Source organism: Catellatospora sp. IY07-71, assembly GCF_018326265.1.
Lineage (GTDB): Bacteria > Actinomycetota > Actinomycetes > Mycobacteriales > Micromonosporaceae > Catellatospora.
The window spans coordinates 5,817,405-5,832,174 of record NZ_AP023360.1; the positions used below are offsets into that span (position 1 = coordinate 5,817,405).

At 70.9% G+C, this 14,770-nt stretch carries 11 protein-coding genes and 1 pseudogene; 6 read left to right on the top strand and 6 right to left on the bottom strand.

The window, feature by feature from the left end:
- Positions 1–21: 21 nt before the first annotated feature.
- Entirely contained in the window at positions 22–1,620 is a 1,599-nt protein-coding gene (locus CS0771_RS25910; RefSeq protein WP_212843423.1) for a hypothetical protein, read from the bottom strand.
- Positions 1,621–2,053: 433 nt separating this feature from the next.
- Between CS0771_RS25910 and CS0771_RS25915 the strand changes: the two genes are divergently transcribed.
- Positions 2,054–2,845, top strand: coding sequence for a transposase family protein (locus CS0771_RS25915; RefSeq protein WP_212843132.1), 792 nt, complete (start codon positions 2,054–2,056; stop codon positions 2,843–2,845).
- Between the two features lie 286 nt (positions 2,846–3,131).
- Here CS0771_RS25915 and CS0771_RS25920 read toward each other — a convergent pair whose 3' ends face one another.
- From CS0771_RS25920 to CS0771_RS39005, 4 genes are all read right to left on the bottom strand, one after another.
- Positions 3,132–5,339, bottom strand: coding sequence for a xanthine dehydrogenase family protein molybdopterin-binding subunit (locus CS0771_RS25920; protein ID WP_212843424.1), 2,208 nt, complete (start codon positions 5,337–5,339; stop codon positions 3,132–3,134).
- A complete protein-coding gene (locus CS0771_RS25925) occupies positions 5,336–6,328 on the bottom strand; it encodes a xanthine dehydrogenase family protein subunit M (RefSeq protein WP_212843425.1) in 993 nt (330 codons plus the stop codon). The genes CS0771_RS25920 and CS0771_RS25925 overlap by 4 nt, the downstream gene beginning before the upstream one ends.
- Entirely contained in the window at positions 6,328–6,858 is a 531-nt protein-coding gene (locus tag CS0771_RS25930; protein ID WP_212843426.1) for a (2Fe-2S)-binding protein, read from the bottom strand. The genes CS0771_RS25925 and CS0771_RS25930 overlap by 1 nt, the downstream gene beginning before the upstream one ends.
- A gap of 130 nt (positions 6,859–6,988) precedes the next feature.
- The gene (locus CS0771_RS39005) at positions 6,989–7,696 is read right to left on the bottom strand and encodes a GNAT family N-acetyltransferase (RefSeq protein ID WP_244871033.1); all 708 of its coding nucleotides are present in this window, start codon (positions 7,694–7,696) and stop codon (positions 6,989–6,991) included.
- 195 nt (positions 7,697–7,891) lie between these two features.
- Between CS0771_RS39005 and CS0771_RS25940 the strand changes: the two genes are divergently transcribed.
- Complete coding sequence (locus tag CS0771_RS25940) at positions 7,892–8,278, top strand: DUF2267 domain-containing protein (RefSeq protein ID WP_212843427.1); 387 nt, start codon at positions 7,892–7,894, stop codon at positions 8,276–8,278.
- Here CS0771_RS25940 and CS0771_RS25945 read toward each other — a convergent pair.
- On the bottom strand, positions 8,275–9,033 hold the full coding sequence (locus CS0771_RS25945) for a hypothetical protein (RefSeq protein ID WP_212843428.1): 759 nt from the start codon (positions 9,031–9,033) through the stop codon (positions 8,275–8,277). The two genes, CS0771_RS25940 and CS0771_RS25945, sit on opposite strands and share 4 nt — an antisense overlap.
- A gap of 129 nt (positions 9,034–9,162) precedes the next feature.
- On the opposite strand from CS0771_RS25945, the gene zwf reads away from it, so the two are divergent.
- The 4 genes and pseudogenes from zwf to CS0771_RS25965 all read left to right on the top strand — a co-directional run.
- Positions 9,163–10,584, top strand: a complete 1,422-nt coding sequence (gene zwf, locus CS0771_RS25950; RefSeq protein WP_212843429.1) for a glucose-6-phosphate dehydrogenase — start codon at positions 9,163–9,165, stop codon at positions 10,582–10,584.
- A gap of 132 nt (positions 10,585–10,716) precedes the next feature.
- On the top strand, positions 10,717–12,312 hold the full coding sequence (locus tag CS0771_RS25955; RefSeq protein WP_212843430.1) for a GMC oxidoreductase: 1,596 nt from the start codon (positions 10,717–10,719) through the stop codon (positions 12,310–12,312).
- Positions 12,309–12,683, top strand: a complete 375-nt coding sequence (locus CS0771_RS25960; RefSeq protein ID WP_212843431.1) for an SCP2 sterol-binding domain-containing protein — start codon at positions 12,309–12,311, stop codon at positions 12,681–12,683. Before CS0771_RS25955 ends, CS0771_RS25960 begins: the two co-directional genes overlap by 4 nt.
- Positions 12,683–14,731, top strand: a pseudogene (locus CS0771_RS25965) (glycogen debranching N-terminal domain-containing protein); the annotation flags it as partial. The gene CS0771_RS25960 and the pseudogene CS0771_RS25965, both read left to right, overlap by 1 nt.
- Positions 14,732–14,770: the final 39 nt, after the last annotated feature.

Consider the following 14,770-nt stretch of genomic DNA (forward strand, 5'->3'; position numbering starts at 1 on the left):
GGTCAACGCCGGCCCCCACGGTCAGCGATGTCTTCCGCCGAGCCTGCCCAGCCCGACGCGTACGGCCTCCAGCCTGTCGGCCAGGCCGGTATCGGCCGCCCGCACCGCCAGCAGGTCGGCGCGTAGGTCGAGTGCCTGGGACCACATGACCGCTCGCGCGTGCTCTAGCAGCTCGGGTGCCAGATACGGCTTGCCCACCAGGATTGCGCAGGCCGCGGCCTCTCCGCCGACGCCGTCGAACCGGCCCAGGACGAACTCGCTGTCGACCTCGTGCACGCCGCGCCACGCTGCCAGCGGCAGCAGCTGGATCGCACGCTGGTATGCATCTACCGCATCGGAATATCGGCCCACGTAGGCTGCGATGTCACCGAGCGCGGATGCGGCCTTGGCACGGGTGCCGACGGGCGCGCGGACGATGGTGGTCGCCTCACCCAGCGCGGACATGGCTTGCTCCGCGCCGTCGCCGCTGTCGTCGGCAGCAAGATAAGACTGGAATTGAACCAGTCCCAGAATAGCGAGATAGTGAGCCCGGTCCGCGTTACCCGCCGGTGTCAGTTCGACCGCGCGCCATGCGGCCGTGAGGGCATCGTCGAGGTCCGTCCGCCGGCCGGTCTCCATGTAACTCTTCACCAGGTCATGCGCCAGATTACTGAACCTGCCTGCCGCATCCGCTACCGAGGCTGCCTCGGCAACGGCGTCACGTCGGCGCTCGATCGCATTCCGGAGATCGCGTATGTCATTCGTCGCCCCGAAGCGGGCTTCCCGCGCGTTAGCCAGCGCCTCCAGGTAGGCCGCCCGGTAATGGTGCCCGTGGCGGGTGATCGCGACCGCCTCGTTCGCCAGCGCGATCGCTCGGTCGATTTCGTCCAGGGGCGCTGAGTCCGCCACATCGGTGTACATACGGCGCAGGAACCGCACGCGGAGTGCGTCGCTGAGATCGACGAGGAAGCGCCCGCGCAGCGGATGTCCGGAAGGTGCATGGGACAGCGCCCGCTCGGCGAACCGAATCGCATCGTCAAGGTCGCCGACAGCACCCAAAGCGTCGTATCGCGCCACGAGCGCCTTGGACACGCTGGCGAAGCTGTTGCCGATCTCCGGGTCTTCGGGATCGGCAAAGTAGCCGGCCATCGTGCCGAGTCTGATCGCGCGGTCGACGTCGTCGATTGCGCCGGTCCGCAGGAATCGCAGCAGCAACGCGTACGAAAGACTCCCATGCGAAGCCGCACGGTAGCCCGGGTCAGGGTCGGCCAAGGCGCACTGATATGCGTCGATGGCCTCGTCGAGGTATGCCGGCTCGGCGGTCAGCTCGAACTGCCGCCCGAGGGCGTTTCCCAGGCTGACGTAGGACTGAGCGTCCCCACCACCATCGACCGCAGTGCGGGCAAGCGACACCGCCTCGTCGATATCGTCGTAGTCGCCTTCGCGTTCACTGCGAACCATCAGCGCCGTGGACAGCGTGCCGAGTATCTCGCGGCGAAGGGGGTGGTGGAGGTGGACCACTCGGAATGCCTGCCGCAGGAGCGCAATCGCCTCGTTCAGCGCCCGAGGATCATATTCGCGCCCCAAACCGCCCAGCAGGGTAGCGGCTCTGATATAGAGATCGAGCGGATTGCCGGGCACACTTCCCCGTTTCCTGGTCTGAGCTCGCAGGCGACTGGAGCCGACAACGCGATCGGCGATCTCCCGGCCGGAAAGGCTGCCGGCTCACATCGCGCACCGAAGGCCGGTCTGACGTCATGATCGGCGAGGCGAGCCTGTCACTTACTCCTGATCCAGCCTTTGCCGGAGCAGCCCGCACAGGTCACGCTGCGCAGTCCTCCGCCAAGCCCGTTGCACTCCGGGCACGTTCTGCCGAGAAAGGTACGGCTGCCTTCGCACACCCGGCAGACGATGACCTTTCCCACGACCTTCTCGCCATTGCACTGAGGTCATTTCATCCTGATGGATGTGGATGTCTCAGGTTGATCAACTGAGCGTGGGGATGTGGGCCATGAAGTGAAGCTCCCGATAGGACTGGGGTTACCACACCAACCAGTACCAGCAGGAGCTTCAGTTGCTAACCTACCGCGCCCCGGTCCCGGGACTGTCGACGCCCCACCTGGAGTTCCTCACCGGCCTGCTGGCCGAGCACCGCAGGCAGAGCGGCTGCCGGTGGCGCAAGCTGTCACCCGCTCGGCAGGCGCTGCTGGTCCTGGTCCACCTGCGCTGCGGGGACAGCCTCGCCCAGCTTGCGGTCTCGTTCGAGGTCTCGCCGGCCACCTGCTACCGGTACGTCGGTGAGGCGGTGGCACTGCTGGCAGCTCGGGCACCGTCCCTGGAAGAGGCCTTGGCCGGACGGCGCGGGAAGGTGACGATCCTGGACGGCACGATCATCACGACGTTCCGGGTGCGCTGGACCAGCGCGCACAAACTGTGGTGGGTGCACCGCAAGCGCACCTACGGCGTCAACCTGCAGGCCCTCGCGGGTGAAACCGGGAACCTGCTGTGGATCTCCGACGGGCTGCCCGGCTCGACCCATGACCTGACCGCCGCGCGCCGACACGGCGTGGTCGACGCCGCCGTCCGGCACGGCCTGCAGTTCTGGGCCGACCGCGGCTACCAGGGCGAGGCACCCACCCTGATCACCCCGGTCAGGGCCGGCAAGGACAAGCCCCTGATCCCGGCCGCGACGGCGTACAACCGCCGCCACGCCGCCGTCCGGGCACCCGGCGAGCGCGGCTTCGCCACGCTCAAGTGCTGGCAGATCCTCACCCGTGTCCGCTGCACCGTCAGCAAGATCGGCGTCATCGCGCGGGCCATCCTGGCCCTACACCACGCGACATCGACGCCAATCAGGATGAAATGACCTCACTGAGGGCAGGTTCGACGAGGCCCGTTGATAGCCCGGCTGATCCCCCGGCCCATGAGGTAGAACAATCCCGCCGCAGCGCCGAAAGCGGCGGCATCGCTGGCACCGAACTCGTTATCGGGCCGATCAGGATCCTCAGGCATCTGCGTCTCCTTAGATATATGCAGATGCTCCGAAGAATGGTGCTGACGTTGTATCGGCCGATCGGCCCGACTACACCGCGAAACTGTGGGCCCGGTGTCGAGGGCGCACGTCACAGGCGGCTCTACCGGCCTTCCTTGGGTCACATCATCAGCTGGTCGATGGTGATGGGCAGGGCGCGCAGGCGGCGGCCGGTGGCGTGGAAAACCGCGTTGCCGATCGCGGCCGGTATGCCGACCAGGCCGATCTCTCCCGCGCCCTTGGTCCCGGCCGGGCTGAACCGGTCGGGCCCGCCCGCGAACAGGACCTCGATGTCGGGCACGTCCGCGCACGAGGCGATCAGGTAGTCGCCGAACGTCCCGTTGGCGACCCGCCCGGTGCCCGGGTCGGTCACCGTCTCCTCGAACAGCGCCATGCCGATGCCGCCGACGGTCCCGCCGATGATCTGGCTGCGGGCCAGTTTCGGGTTCAGGACCCGCCCGCAGTCGGTGACGGTGACGATGCGGCGCACCCGCAGCCGCCCGATCATCGGGTCGATCGCGACCTCGGCGAACCGGGCCCCGAACCCGCCGGCCTGGTGCATCCCCGCCTCGGCGGAGTCGGGCAGCCGCGTGTGCCCCTCGGCGGACAGCTGTGTCAGCTCGGCGGCGGCGAGCAGCTGCGCGAACGACGTGCGCGCCGACGGGTCGGCGGAGCGGGACAGACCGCCGTCACGGCAGGTGACCTCGTCCGGGCCCGCGCCGTGCAGCGGCGAGTCGGGACCGGCCAGGTCCAGCAGCGAGCCGCGCAGGTTCGCGGCGGCGTCCTGCAGCGCCGCCGACAGCGACGAGGCCAGCCCGGAGCCGCCGGACTGGGCGGCGTCGGGCAGGTCGCTGTCGCCCAGCTGCAGGTCGATCTGCCGGGGCTGCAGCCCGAGCAGGTCCGCGGCCACCTGGGTCAGGATCGTGTACGTGCCGGTGCCGATGTCGGTCCCGGCGGTGCGCACCGCGGCGGTCCCGTCGGCGTACACCGTGATCCGGGCGGTGGACACGGGCAGGTAGGCGCCGTAGAACGCGGTGGCCATGCCCCAGCCGACGAGCAGGTGCCCGTCGCGGGTGGCCGAGGGCCGCGGGTCGCGCCGCGCCCACCCGAACACCTCCGCGCCGACCTTGCAGCACTCGATCAGGGCGTTGCTGGACCAGGGCAGGCCGCTGCCGGGGTGCGTGTCGGCGGAGATGTTGCGCAGCCGCAGCTCCAGCGGGTCCATGCCCAGTTCGTAGGCGAGTTCGTCCATGGCGGTCTCGATGGCCCAGTTGCCCTCGGCCTCGCCGGGGCCGCGCATCGCCGACGGGTAGCGGCGGTTGAGCCGCACGGTCCGCTCGACGGTGGCGACGTTCGGGCACGCGTACACCTGCCCGGTCGCGGACGTGAGCAGCCCCAGCGCGGGCTTGTCGAGCGAGGCCAGGGACACGGCCCGGTGCTCGATCGCGGTGAGCGTGCCGTCGCGGCGGGCGGCCAGGCGCACCCGGTGCTCGGTGTCGGGCCGGTGCCCGACCAGCTTGAACATCTGCGGCCGGGTCAGCATCAGTTTCACCGGCCGGCCCAGGGCGCGGGCGGCGCCGGCGGCGAGCATCTTGTACGGCCACGGGATGAGCCCGGCCCCGAACCCGCCGCCCAGGTACGGCGCGTGCACCCGTACGCCCGACTCGGGCACGCCGAACATCGCGGCGAGGGTTTTGCGGACGTTGACCGGCCACTGGGTCGAGTCGTGGAAGTCGAGGTGGTCGCCGTCCCACGCGGCGACGGCGCCCATCAGCCCGAGCGGGTTGTTGACGTTCTCCGCCGTGGTGTAGGTCGCGCCGACGCGCACGTCGGCCTGCGCCCAGCCGGCCTCGGTGTCGCCGCGGTGCGTGTCGGGCAGGTACGGCAGCGGCTCCTCGACGCCGTGGGCCGGGTCGAGCAGCGCCGCCTCGGGCGCGTACGTGATCTCGATGAGCCGCGCGGCCTCGGCGGCCTGCTGGATCGTGTCGGCGACGACGAGGGCGACCTCCTGGCCGTGGAAGGCGACCCGGCCGTCCTGCAGCGGCGCGGGCGGCGCCTCCCCGAACGCGACCTGCGGCCCGGCGTTCAGGCGCGGGAAGTTCTCGTGGGTGAACACGGCGCGCACCCCGGGCAGGGTCAGCAGCGCGCTCGTGTCGACCTTCGTGACGGACCCGGCGGCGATCGTCGCGGTGACCACCATCGCGTGCAGCATCCCGGGCAGTGTCACATCGCCGGAGTAGGGCGCGGTGCCGGTGACCTTGTGCGGCCCGTCGACGCGGTCGACGCCCTGCCCGACCCAGCCTGCGGTGCGTGCCTGTACGGCGGTCATGTGCTCGCCTCCGTCGTCATCGCCAGCAGTTGCCTGGTCAGCGTCGCCACCGCCAGGTCGACCTTGAACGCGGTGCCGGGCAGGGTGTACGCCCCCGCGACGGTGGCCCGCCCGGCCTGCTCGAACCGGACCGGGTCGACGTGCGTGCCGCGCAGCATCTCCTCGGCCTGCCGGGCCCGCCACGGCACCGACCCGACGCCGCCGAGCGCGATGCGGACGTCGGCGATCAGGTCGCCGTCCATGAGCACCGCGACCGCGGCCGAGCACAGCGCGAACTCGTACGACGCCCGGTCGCGGACCTTCAGGTAGCCCGAGCGCCACCCGGCGGGCAGCAGCGGCACGTCCACGGCGGTGACCAGCTCGCCGTGGGTGAGCACGTGCTCGATCGACGGGCCCTCGTCGGCGCGGACCCAGAGTTCGGTCAGCGGGACGTGCCGCTGCCCGCCGGGACCGGCGACCAGGGCCTGCGCGTCGACGGCGACCAGCGGCACGGCCACGTCGGAGGCGTGCAGGGCCACGCACCGCTCGTCGACGCCGAGGATGGCGTGCATCCGGGCGGTGTCGTCGACGGCGGCGCAGCCGGAGTCGGGGCTGCGCCGGTTGCACGCCGACACGCTCGGGTCGCGGAAGTAGCGGCAGCGGGTGCGCTGCAGCAGGTTCCCGCCGATGGTGGCCATGTTGCGCAGCTGCACCGACGCCCCGGCCAGCAGCGCCTCCCGCACCATCAGCAGCCGCTGCGCGACGACCGGTTCGGCGGCGAGCTGCTCCATCGTGGTGAGCGCGCCGACGCGCATGAGCTGTCCCTCGACCAGGATGCCGCGCAGCGGCAGCCGGGTGATGTCGACCAGCCGGTCGGGGGTCCACACCCCGTCCTTCATCAGGTCCAGCTGGGTGGTGCCGCCTGCCAGGAACGCGGCCTGCGGGTCGGCGGCGACCGCGGCGATGGCCTGGGCGACGTCGGCGGGCCGCTCGTAGACGAAGGCGCGCATCACGCACCGCCCTCGGCCTGCCGCGCGGCGACGTCGCGGATCGCGGCGACGATGTTGTCGTACGCCCCGCAGCGGCACAGGTTGCCCGACATGTACTCGCGGATGTCGGCGTCGCTGCCGGTGCGGCCGGGTTCGCGCAGCAGGCACGCGGCGGACATGAGCTGGCCGGGGGTGCAGAAGCCGCACTGGAACGCGTCGTGGCGCAGGAACGCCTCCTGCAGCGGGTGCAGGCCCAGCTCCCCGGCGAGGCCTTCGACGGTGGTGACGGTGCGCCCGTCGACCTGGGCGGCGAGCATCAGGCAGGACAGCACCCGGTTGCCGTCGACGTGCACCGTGCACGCGCCGCAGGCGCCCTGGTCGCAGCCGCGTTTGGTGCCGGTGAGCCCGGCCGTGTCGCGCAGCGCCTCGAGCAGGGTGGTGCGGGTGTCGACGCGCCACTGCTGCGGGACGCCGTTGACGACGGTGAGGATGTCGACGACGTACTGATCCTGCGCCGATGGGGCACGTGCGGTCGTTCGGGTGGTTTTCATCGGGCGCCTCCGGCCGCGGCCCGGTCGCCGCGAGCCGTCTGCCCTGGGGCGACCGGCACTGTGTAAGGGACACCTCAGGATGCCATCGCCCCGTGTGGCGTGCCGCGGGTTCGGCGAAACCCGTACCGGCTCAGCCGGCGCGGAAGTACCAGGTCGCGGTGGACACGGTGACGAAGCCGAGCGCCGCGTACAGGGGCCGGCCGGCCTCGGTGGCGACCAGGGTCGCGGTGCGCCGCGGGTGCGCGGCGAGCATCGCCGTGAGCAGGGCCCGGGCCAGCCCGGCCCGCCGGTGCTCGGGCAGGGTGGCCAGGGAGTACACGCCGAGCGCGGTGCCGTCGTCGAACGTGTAGCCGGCCGCGGCCGGTGCGCCGTCGCGGCGGGCCAGCCACGCCCGCCAGCCGGGGGCGTGCAGCAGCCGGGGTGTCAGCGCCCGCCCGGCGGTCCACGGCTGCAGGTGCGGGTAGGGGAACCCGTCGACGATGACCCGCTCGGCGGTGGCGAGGGTGTCCGGGCCGGTGACCGGCTCGACGCTGATCCCGTCGCGCTGCCCGGCGGGCGGCGGGCCCGGCGGCCGGTTCATGACCGGCATGCGCCGCACCATGACGTCGGGCAGCTGCTGGGGTGCGGCCAGCCCGTACGGGTCTTCGAGGGTCATCCGCCCGGCGGGCAGCGCGGCGACGATCCCGGCGATGGACGGTGCGCCCAGCGGCCGGCGCAGCACGACCCGCACCGCGCCGTAGGCGGTGAACCCGGCGTAGCGGGGGTCGGCGGGCAGCGGCGTCCCGGCGGCCTGCCACATGCCTGCGGCGTTGGCGGCGTACAGCCCGGCTCCGTCCACCCGGCGATCCTACGCACGCTCCACACCGGAGCGCCGCCCCCGGCCCCCGGCCGGGGTGATCACGGTGCCGGGGTGGTGACACGCCGCCGAGCACGCCCACAAGTTCATGATCAACTGAATACGGGCGGGTTTGGGGGGCATGTGGCTTTAGGGTGGGGTTGGTCCACCTGTGGGAGCGAGTTTGGGAGGGGATGTATGGGGGACAAGCAGTTCTTCCGCAAGGTCGCCGAGTTGTCGGGGCTGACCGTGGAGGAGGCGGCGGACGCGACCCGGGCCACGCTGGAGTGCCTGGGCAGCCGGCTGAGCAGCGGGGAGCGCCGCTACCTGGTCGAGCACCTGCACGAGGGATTGCGCGACGCGGTGCCGGTGGACGGCAACGGTCGGATGCAGTGCTTCGGCCTGCCCGAGCTGCTGCGGCGGGTGCACCAGCGCACGGGCCTCAACGACCGGGACACCGAGTCGGGGGTGCGGGGGGTGCTGACGGCGCTGCGGGAGGACCTGGGCGCCGAAGTTTTCGATCACGTGATGCAGCAGGTGCCCAACGAGTTCCGGGCGATGGCCCGGGTGCGGGCCGCGGCCTAGGGCCGGTGGTAGGCCACGAGCCTGGTGCGGTCGCCGTCCCCTGCGGCCTGCGACTGCACCAGGCCCACCCCGGGGGCGTACCAGTGCTCGATGCGCGCGCCGGGGAACAGCCGTGAGCTCTCCTCGACGGTGATCACGCCGTCGTACGCGCCGGCGGGGACGCTGACGTGCCGGCCGGTGGCGAGCACGCGCGCGGTGTCCTCGGCGCGGCCGCGCGCGTACGCGATCCGCCAGCGCTGCCCGGTCGTGGGACCGGCGGGCATGGCGATGCCGGGCTGGGCGCCGTCGCGGCCGGCCTCCCACCGGTCGGTGCTGGTGAGCACGCCCTCCAGGTAGTCGCGGCCGGCCTGGCCGAGCAGCCACACGTTGCCGTCGCGGTCCTGGGCGTACCAGGAGGTGGCGTCGCGCAGCACGCCCCCGCCCGAGTCGGTGGTGACCGTGCGCACCGGCACGGTGTCGATGCCGATGATCCGGTGCGGGCCGGTCCCGGCGGTGACCTCGGTGCGCACGTCGCCGTCGACGCCGGAGGCGGTGTAGTTCCAGCGCGACCCGGCCGCCAGCGGCAGGTACGGGTTGTCGACCCGGCTGGTGAACCCGGCCGGGTCCAGGCGCACGGGCTGGTCGCCCTGCGGCAGCGGTGACGGCGCCGGGGTCGGCGCGGGCGTGGGCGCGGCCGCCGGGACGGCGGGGGCCGGGCCGAGCAACAGGCCCGCGGTCAGGGCCAGGGCGAGGGTGAGCGGCTGCAGACGGGCCACGGGCCCATCGTCGCAGCCGACTCGCGACCGATATGCGCGTTCGGCAGTATCACACCCGGATAAGTCCCGATATTGGAAGGATGAGCGGCGTAAGCCGACTCGGCGAGCCACCACATCCAGGAGCACACCATGACCGCACCGGCCGCGCCCGCGCCCGCGGACGTGTTCGTCATCTTCGGCATCACCGGCGACCTGGCCAAGGTGATGACGTTCCGCTCGCTGTACCGGCTGGAGCGCCGCGGTCTGCTCACCTGCCCGATCATCGGCGTCGCCGCCGACGACTGGACCGTCGACAAGCTGCGCGAACACGCCAAGGCGTGCATCGAGGGCACCGGCGAGCCACTGGACCAGCAGGTGTTCGACCGGTTCGCGGCGCGCCTGTCCTACGTATCGGGCGACTTCACCGACGACGGCCTCTACGGCCGCGTCGCCGCCGCCGCCAAGGGCGCCGCGACGCCGGTGTCGTACCTGGAGATCCCGCCGTCGCTGTTCGCGACCGTGATCAAAGGCCTGTCCGAGGCGGGGCTGACCCGCGGCGGGCGGGTCGTGGTGGAGAAGCCGTTCGGCCACGACCTGGCCTCGGCCCGCGCCCTCGCCGACGACCTGCACCAGTACCTCGACGAGTCGCAGCTGTTCCGCATCGACCACTTCCTCGGCAAGATGGGCACCGAGGAGCTGGTGTACCTGCGGTTCGCCAACCGGATGCTGGAGCCGGTGTGGAACCGCGACCACGTCGACAACGTGCAGATCACCATGGCCGAGGACTTCGGCGTGGCCGACCGCGGCCACTTCTACGACCCGGTCGGCGCGCTGCGCGACGTCGTCGTCAACCACCTGATGCAGGTCCTGGCCGGCGGCGCGATGGAACCACCCGCCGGGCGGCACCCCGACGCGGTCAAGAACGCCCAGTTCGCGCTGTGGAGCGCGGTGCTCGACGCCGACCCGGCCCAGTACGTGCGCGGCCAGTACGACGGCTACCAGGACATCAACGGCGTCGCGAAGGGCTCCACCACCGAGACCTACGCCGCCCTGCGCCTGGAGATCGACAACTGGCGCTGGTCGGGGGTGCCGTTCTTCATCCGCACCGGCAAGTGCCTGCCGGTCACCCAGACCGAGTTCCGGGTCGTGTTCAAGCAGCCGCCGCGACTGGGCCTGCCCGCATTCGCTGGCCTGGTCCCCGAACCGGACCAGTTCGTCATCAAACTCGACCCGGCCACCGGCACGCGGCTGCGCCTGAACGCCAAACGCGCCGACACCGACTTCGTCGGCCCGATCACCATGGACATGGAGTTCGCCGCCGAGGGCGGCGAAGGCCCCACCCCCTACGAGGTGCTGCTGCACGCGGCCCTGGTCGGCGACGCCAACCGGTTCACCCGCCAGGACGGCGTCGAAGAGACCTGGCGCATCATGCAGCCGCTGCTGGACCACCCGTCCCCCGTCGAACCGTACGCACCCGGCACGTGGGGCCCCGCGGGGGCGGACAAGCTCGTCGCCGGGCACGGCTGGCGCGGCCCCTGGATCGCCGACCCCATGCCCGGAGGCGGGTCGTGACCAGCCAGCCCGGCGGGCCCGGGCCGTCCTCCTGCGCGGCGCCGTCACCGTTCCCGCAAGCGTTCTCACACCTGGCGCTCGTCGGAGCCGCCGGGTCGATCATCGTTGCCGAGCGGCTGGGAGAGATCTGACATGGAAGCCTACGACGTCATCATCATCGGCACCGGCGCCGGAGGCGGCACCCTGGCCCGCTACCTCGCCCCGTCCGGCAAGCGCATCCTGCTGCTCGAACGCGGCGACTACCTGCCCCGCGAAATCGCCAACTGGGACACCGCCGAAGTGTTCATCGACAACCGCTACATCTCCCCCGACACCTGGTACGACCGCGCCGGCAAAGCGTTCCAGCCGCAGGTCCACTACTACGTCGGCGGCGCCACCAAACTCTACGGCGCCGCCCTCTACCGGCTGCGCCGCGAAGACTTCGGCGCCCTCCAGCACCACGACGGCCTGTCCCCCGCCTGGCCCATCACCTACGAGGAGATGGAGCCCTGGTACACCATGGCCGAACAGCTCTACGAAGTCCACGGCAACCGCGGTGAAGACCCCACCGAACCGCCCGCGTCCGCGCCCTACCCCTACCCGGCGCTGCGCCACGAACCCCGCATCCAGCAACTGTCCGACGACCTCGCCGCCGCCGGCTTCCACCCGTTCCACGCCCCCTGCGGCGTCCGCCTCAACGAAGCCGACATCAACAACAGCATCTGCATCCGCTGCGCCCGCTGCGACGGCTTCCCCTGCCCCCTGCACGCCAAATCCGACGCCGAAACCCTCGCCGTACGCCCCGCACTCACCGCACCCAACGTCACCATGCTCACCCACGCCCACGTCGTACGCCTGGAGACCAACCCCGAAGGCACCGCCGTCACGCAGGTCATCGTCGACCACGAAGGCCACGAGGAACGCTACTCGGCCGCCATCGTCGCCGTCGCCGCCGGCGCCGCCAACACCGCCAAACTCCTGCTCATGTCCGCCACCGACCGCCACCCGCGCGGCCTCGCCAACGGCTCCGACCAGGTCGGGCGCAACTACATGTACCACCTGTCCCAGGCCGTGCTCGCCCTGTCCCGCGAACCCAACGACACCGTCTTCCAGAAGACCCTCGGCCTCAACGACTTCTACTTCCGCGGCCCCGGCTTCGACTACCCCATGGGCAACATCCAGATGATCGGCAAATCCGCGCCCGACATGTACCGCGGCGAGAAACCCCTCGCCACCAAACTCGCGCCGAGCTGGGCCCTGGCCGACGTCGCCCGGCACGCCGTCGACTTCTGGCTGTCCACCGAAGACCTGCCCATGCCCGGCAACCGCGTCACCGTCGCCCGCGACGGCAACATCATCCTCGACTACACACCCAGCAACCCCACCGCCGCCAAACAGCTCTACCACCAGCTCAAATCCATGCTCAAGACGATGCGGCTGCACCAGGACCACCTCATCCACCGCTTCGCCTACATGAAGAGCGACATCCCCATCGCCGGCGTCGCCCACCAGGCCGGCACCTGCCGCATGGGCACCGACCCCGCCACATCCGTCCTCGACGCCAACTGCAAAACCCACGAACTCGACAACCTGTACGTCGTCGACACCAGCTGCTTCCCCAGCATCGGCGCCGTCAACCCGGCCCTGACCGCCATGGCCAACGCCCTGCGCGTCGGCGACCACCTCATGCACCGCCTCGGCGCCACCTTCCCGGCCGCCGCCACCACCGCACCCGGCGCCGCCCGATGACTTACGACCCCACCGCCGCCTACTTCACCGGCCTGGCCGAACACGGCCGCTACCCGCTGCTGCGCGCCACCACCGGCACCATCCGCTTCGACCTCACCGGCAACGGCGGCCGCGGCGAACACTGGCGCGTCACCATCAACCGCGGCCACGTCGACGTCAGCCGCGGCGAACAACCCGCCGACTGCGTCGTCAAAGTCGACAAGAAACTCTTCGACGGCATCGTCACCGGCCAGGTCAACACCATGGCCGCCATGCTCCGCGGCCAAGTCGACGTCGACGGCGACCTGCACCTCATCACCATGCTGCAACGGCTGTTCCCCGGCGGGCGACCGCCACTGCCCGAACCCGCCGCCAGGAGGCACCCCAGATGATCCCCGCACCGACGGTCAGCACCCTGGACGGCAACACGTTCGTCGTCAGCGACACCGCCGGCGACATCGACGCCTCACCCACCGAACCCAACGGCCTGTTCTCCTGGGACACCCGCTACCTGTCCCGCTGGATCCTCACCGTCAACGGCAGCCGCCTACGGCCCCTGTCCACCGACGACCTGCACTACTTCGAAACCCGGTTCTTCCTCGTCCCCGGCACCGGCACCGTCTACGTCGACGCCACCTACTCCGTCATCCGCCAGCGCGCCGTCGTCGACGGCTTCCGCGAAACCCTCACCATCCTCAACCACGCCGACAACCCCATCGACCTCGTCGTACGCATCGACGCCGGCGCCGACTTCGCCGACCTGTTCGAAGTCAAAGACCACCTCAAGAAGAAAGGCAAGTACTACACCCGCGTCGACCACCGGCTCCTGCTCGGCTACGAACGCGACACCTACCGCCGCGAAACCCTCATCTCCACCACCACCCCCGCCGACCTCGACGACGACGGCCTCACCTACACCGTCCACCTCGACCCCCACACCAGCTGGACCACCGAGATCCAGGTCGAGACCTCACTATGGGGCTGGGCCGCCAACCAGGCCGCCCACCACCGCATCACCAGCGACGAAGACACCGGCCACACCCGCCGCGACATGGAAACCGAACTCCAGCGCTGGCTCGAAGAAGCACCCAAACTCGAATGCGACTGGGAACCCCTCAAACACACCTACCGCCGCAGCCTCACCGACCTCGCCGCCCTGCGCTTCGCCCCCATGACCGCCGGCAAACGCAGCCTGCCCGCCGCCGGCCTGCCCTGGTTCATGACCATGTTCGGCCGCGACAGCATCCTCACCAGCCTCCAAGCCCTGCCCTTCGTCCCGTCGCTGGCCGCCACCACCCTCGCCGAACTCGGCGCCCGCCAAGGCAGCCGCATCGACGACTTCCGCGACGAAGACCCCGGCAAGATCCTCCACGAGATGCGCTACGGCGAACTCACCGCCTTCGAAGAACGACCCCACTCCCCCTACTACGGCTCCGCCGACGCCACCCCACTGTTCATCACCCTGCTCGACGAATACGAACGCTGGAGCGGCGACACCCGCCTCGCCGCCGACCTCGAATTCGAAGCCCGCGCCGCCATCGACTGGATCGACCAATACGCCGACCTACGCGGCGACGGCTACATCTGGTACCAGACCCGCAACCCCGAAACCGGCCTCGAAAACCAATGCTGGAAAGACTCCTGGGACTCCATCTCCTACCGCGACGGCACCCTGCCCGGCTTCCCCCGCGCCACCTGCGAACTACAGGGCTACGCCTACGACGCCAAACGCCGCGCCGCCCGCCTCGCCCGCGACGTCTGGAAAGACCCCTCCTGGGCCGCCGAACTCGAAAAACAAGCCGCCGACCTCAAAGCCCGCTTCAACCGCGACTTCTGGATCGAAGACCAGAAGTACTACGCCCTCGCCCTCGACGCCGACGGCAACAAAGTCGACGCCCTCAGCTCCAACATCGGCCACCTCCTCTGGAGCGGCATCGTCGAACGCACCCGCGCCAAACACATCGTCGACCACCTCCTCGGCCCCCGCCTCTACTCCGGCTGGGGCATCCGCACCCTCGCCGAAGGCGAAGCCCGCTACAACCCCGTCGGCTACCACGTCGGCACCGTCTGGCCCTTCGACAACAGCTTCATCGCCTGGGGCCTGCGCCGCTACGGCTACAAGAAAGAAGCCGCCCGCGTCGCCGCCGGCATCCTCGACGCCGCCGAATACTTCAACGGCCGCCTGCCCGAAGCCTTCTGCGGCTACGAACGCGCCGTCACCAAATACCCCGTCCCCTACCCCACCGCCTGCAGCCCACAAGCCTGGTCCACCGGCACCCCACTCCTGCTCCTCGGCACCATGCTCGGCCTGCAAGCCGTCGGACCACACCTCGTCGTCGACCCCGCCCTGCCCATGGGCATCGGCCACCTCGCCCTGCTCGACGTACCCGGCCGCTGGGGCCGCCGCGACGCCTACGGCCGCGGCCGCTTCCAAGTCCGCGCCGAAGACCGCCGCAAACTCCGCCCCCAGCTCTCCCCA

Bases quoted from the DNA above. Each gene is read 5' to 3' on its own strand.
- CS0771_RS25920 (WP_212843424.1), bottom strand. From the start codon at position 5,339: ATGACCGCCGTACAGGCACGCACCGCAGGCTGGGTCGGGCAGGGCGTC.
- CS0771_RS25925 (WP_212843425.1), bottom strand. From the start codon at position 6,328: ATGCGCGCCTTCGTCTACGAGCGGCCCGCCGACGTCGCCCAGGCCATC.
- CS0771_RS25930 (WP_212843426.1), bottom strand. From the start codon at position 6,858: ATGAAAACCACCCGAACGACCGCACGTGCCCCATCGGCGCAGGATCAG.
- CS0771_RS25940 (WP_212843427.1), top strand. From the start codon at position 7,892: ATGGGGGACAAGCAGTTCTTCCGCAAGGTCGCCGAGTTGTCGGGGCTG.
- zwf (WP_212843429.1), top strand. From the start codon at position 9,163: ATGACCGCACCGGCCGCGCCCGCGCCCGCGGACGTGTTCGTCATCTTC.
- CS0771_RS25955 (WP_212843430.1), top strand. From the start codon at position 10,717: ATGGAAGCCTACGACGTCATCATCATCGGCACCGGCGCCGGAGGCGGC.
- CS0771_RS25960 (WP_212843431.1), top strand. From the start codon at position 12,309: ATGACTTACGACCCCACCGCCGCCTACTTCACCGGCCTGGCCGAACAC.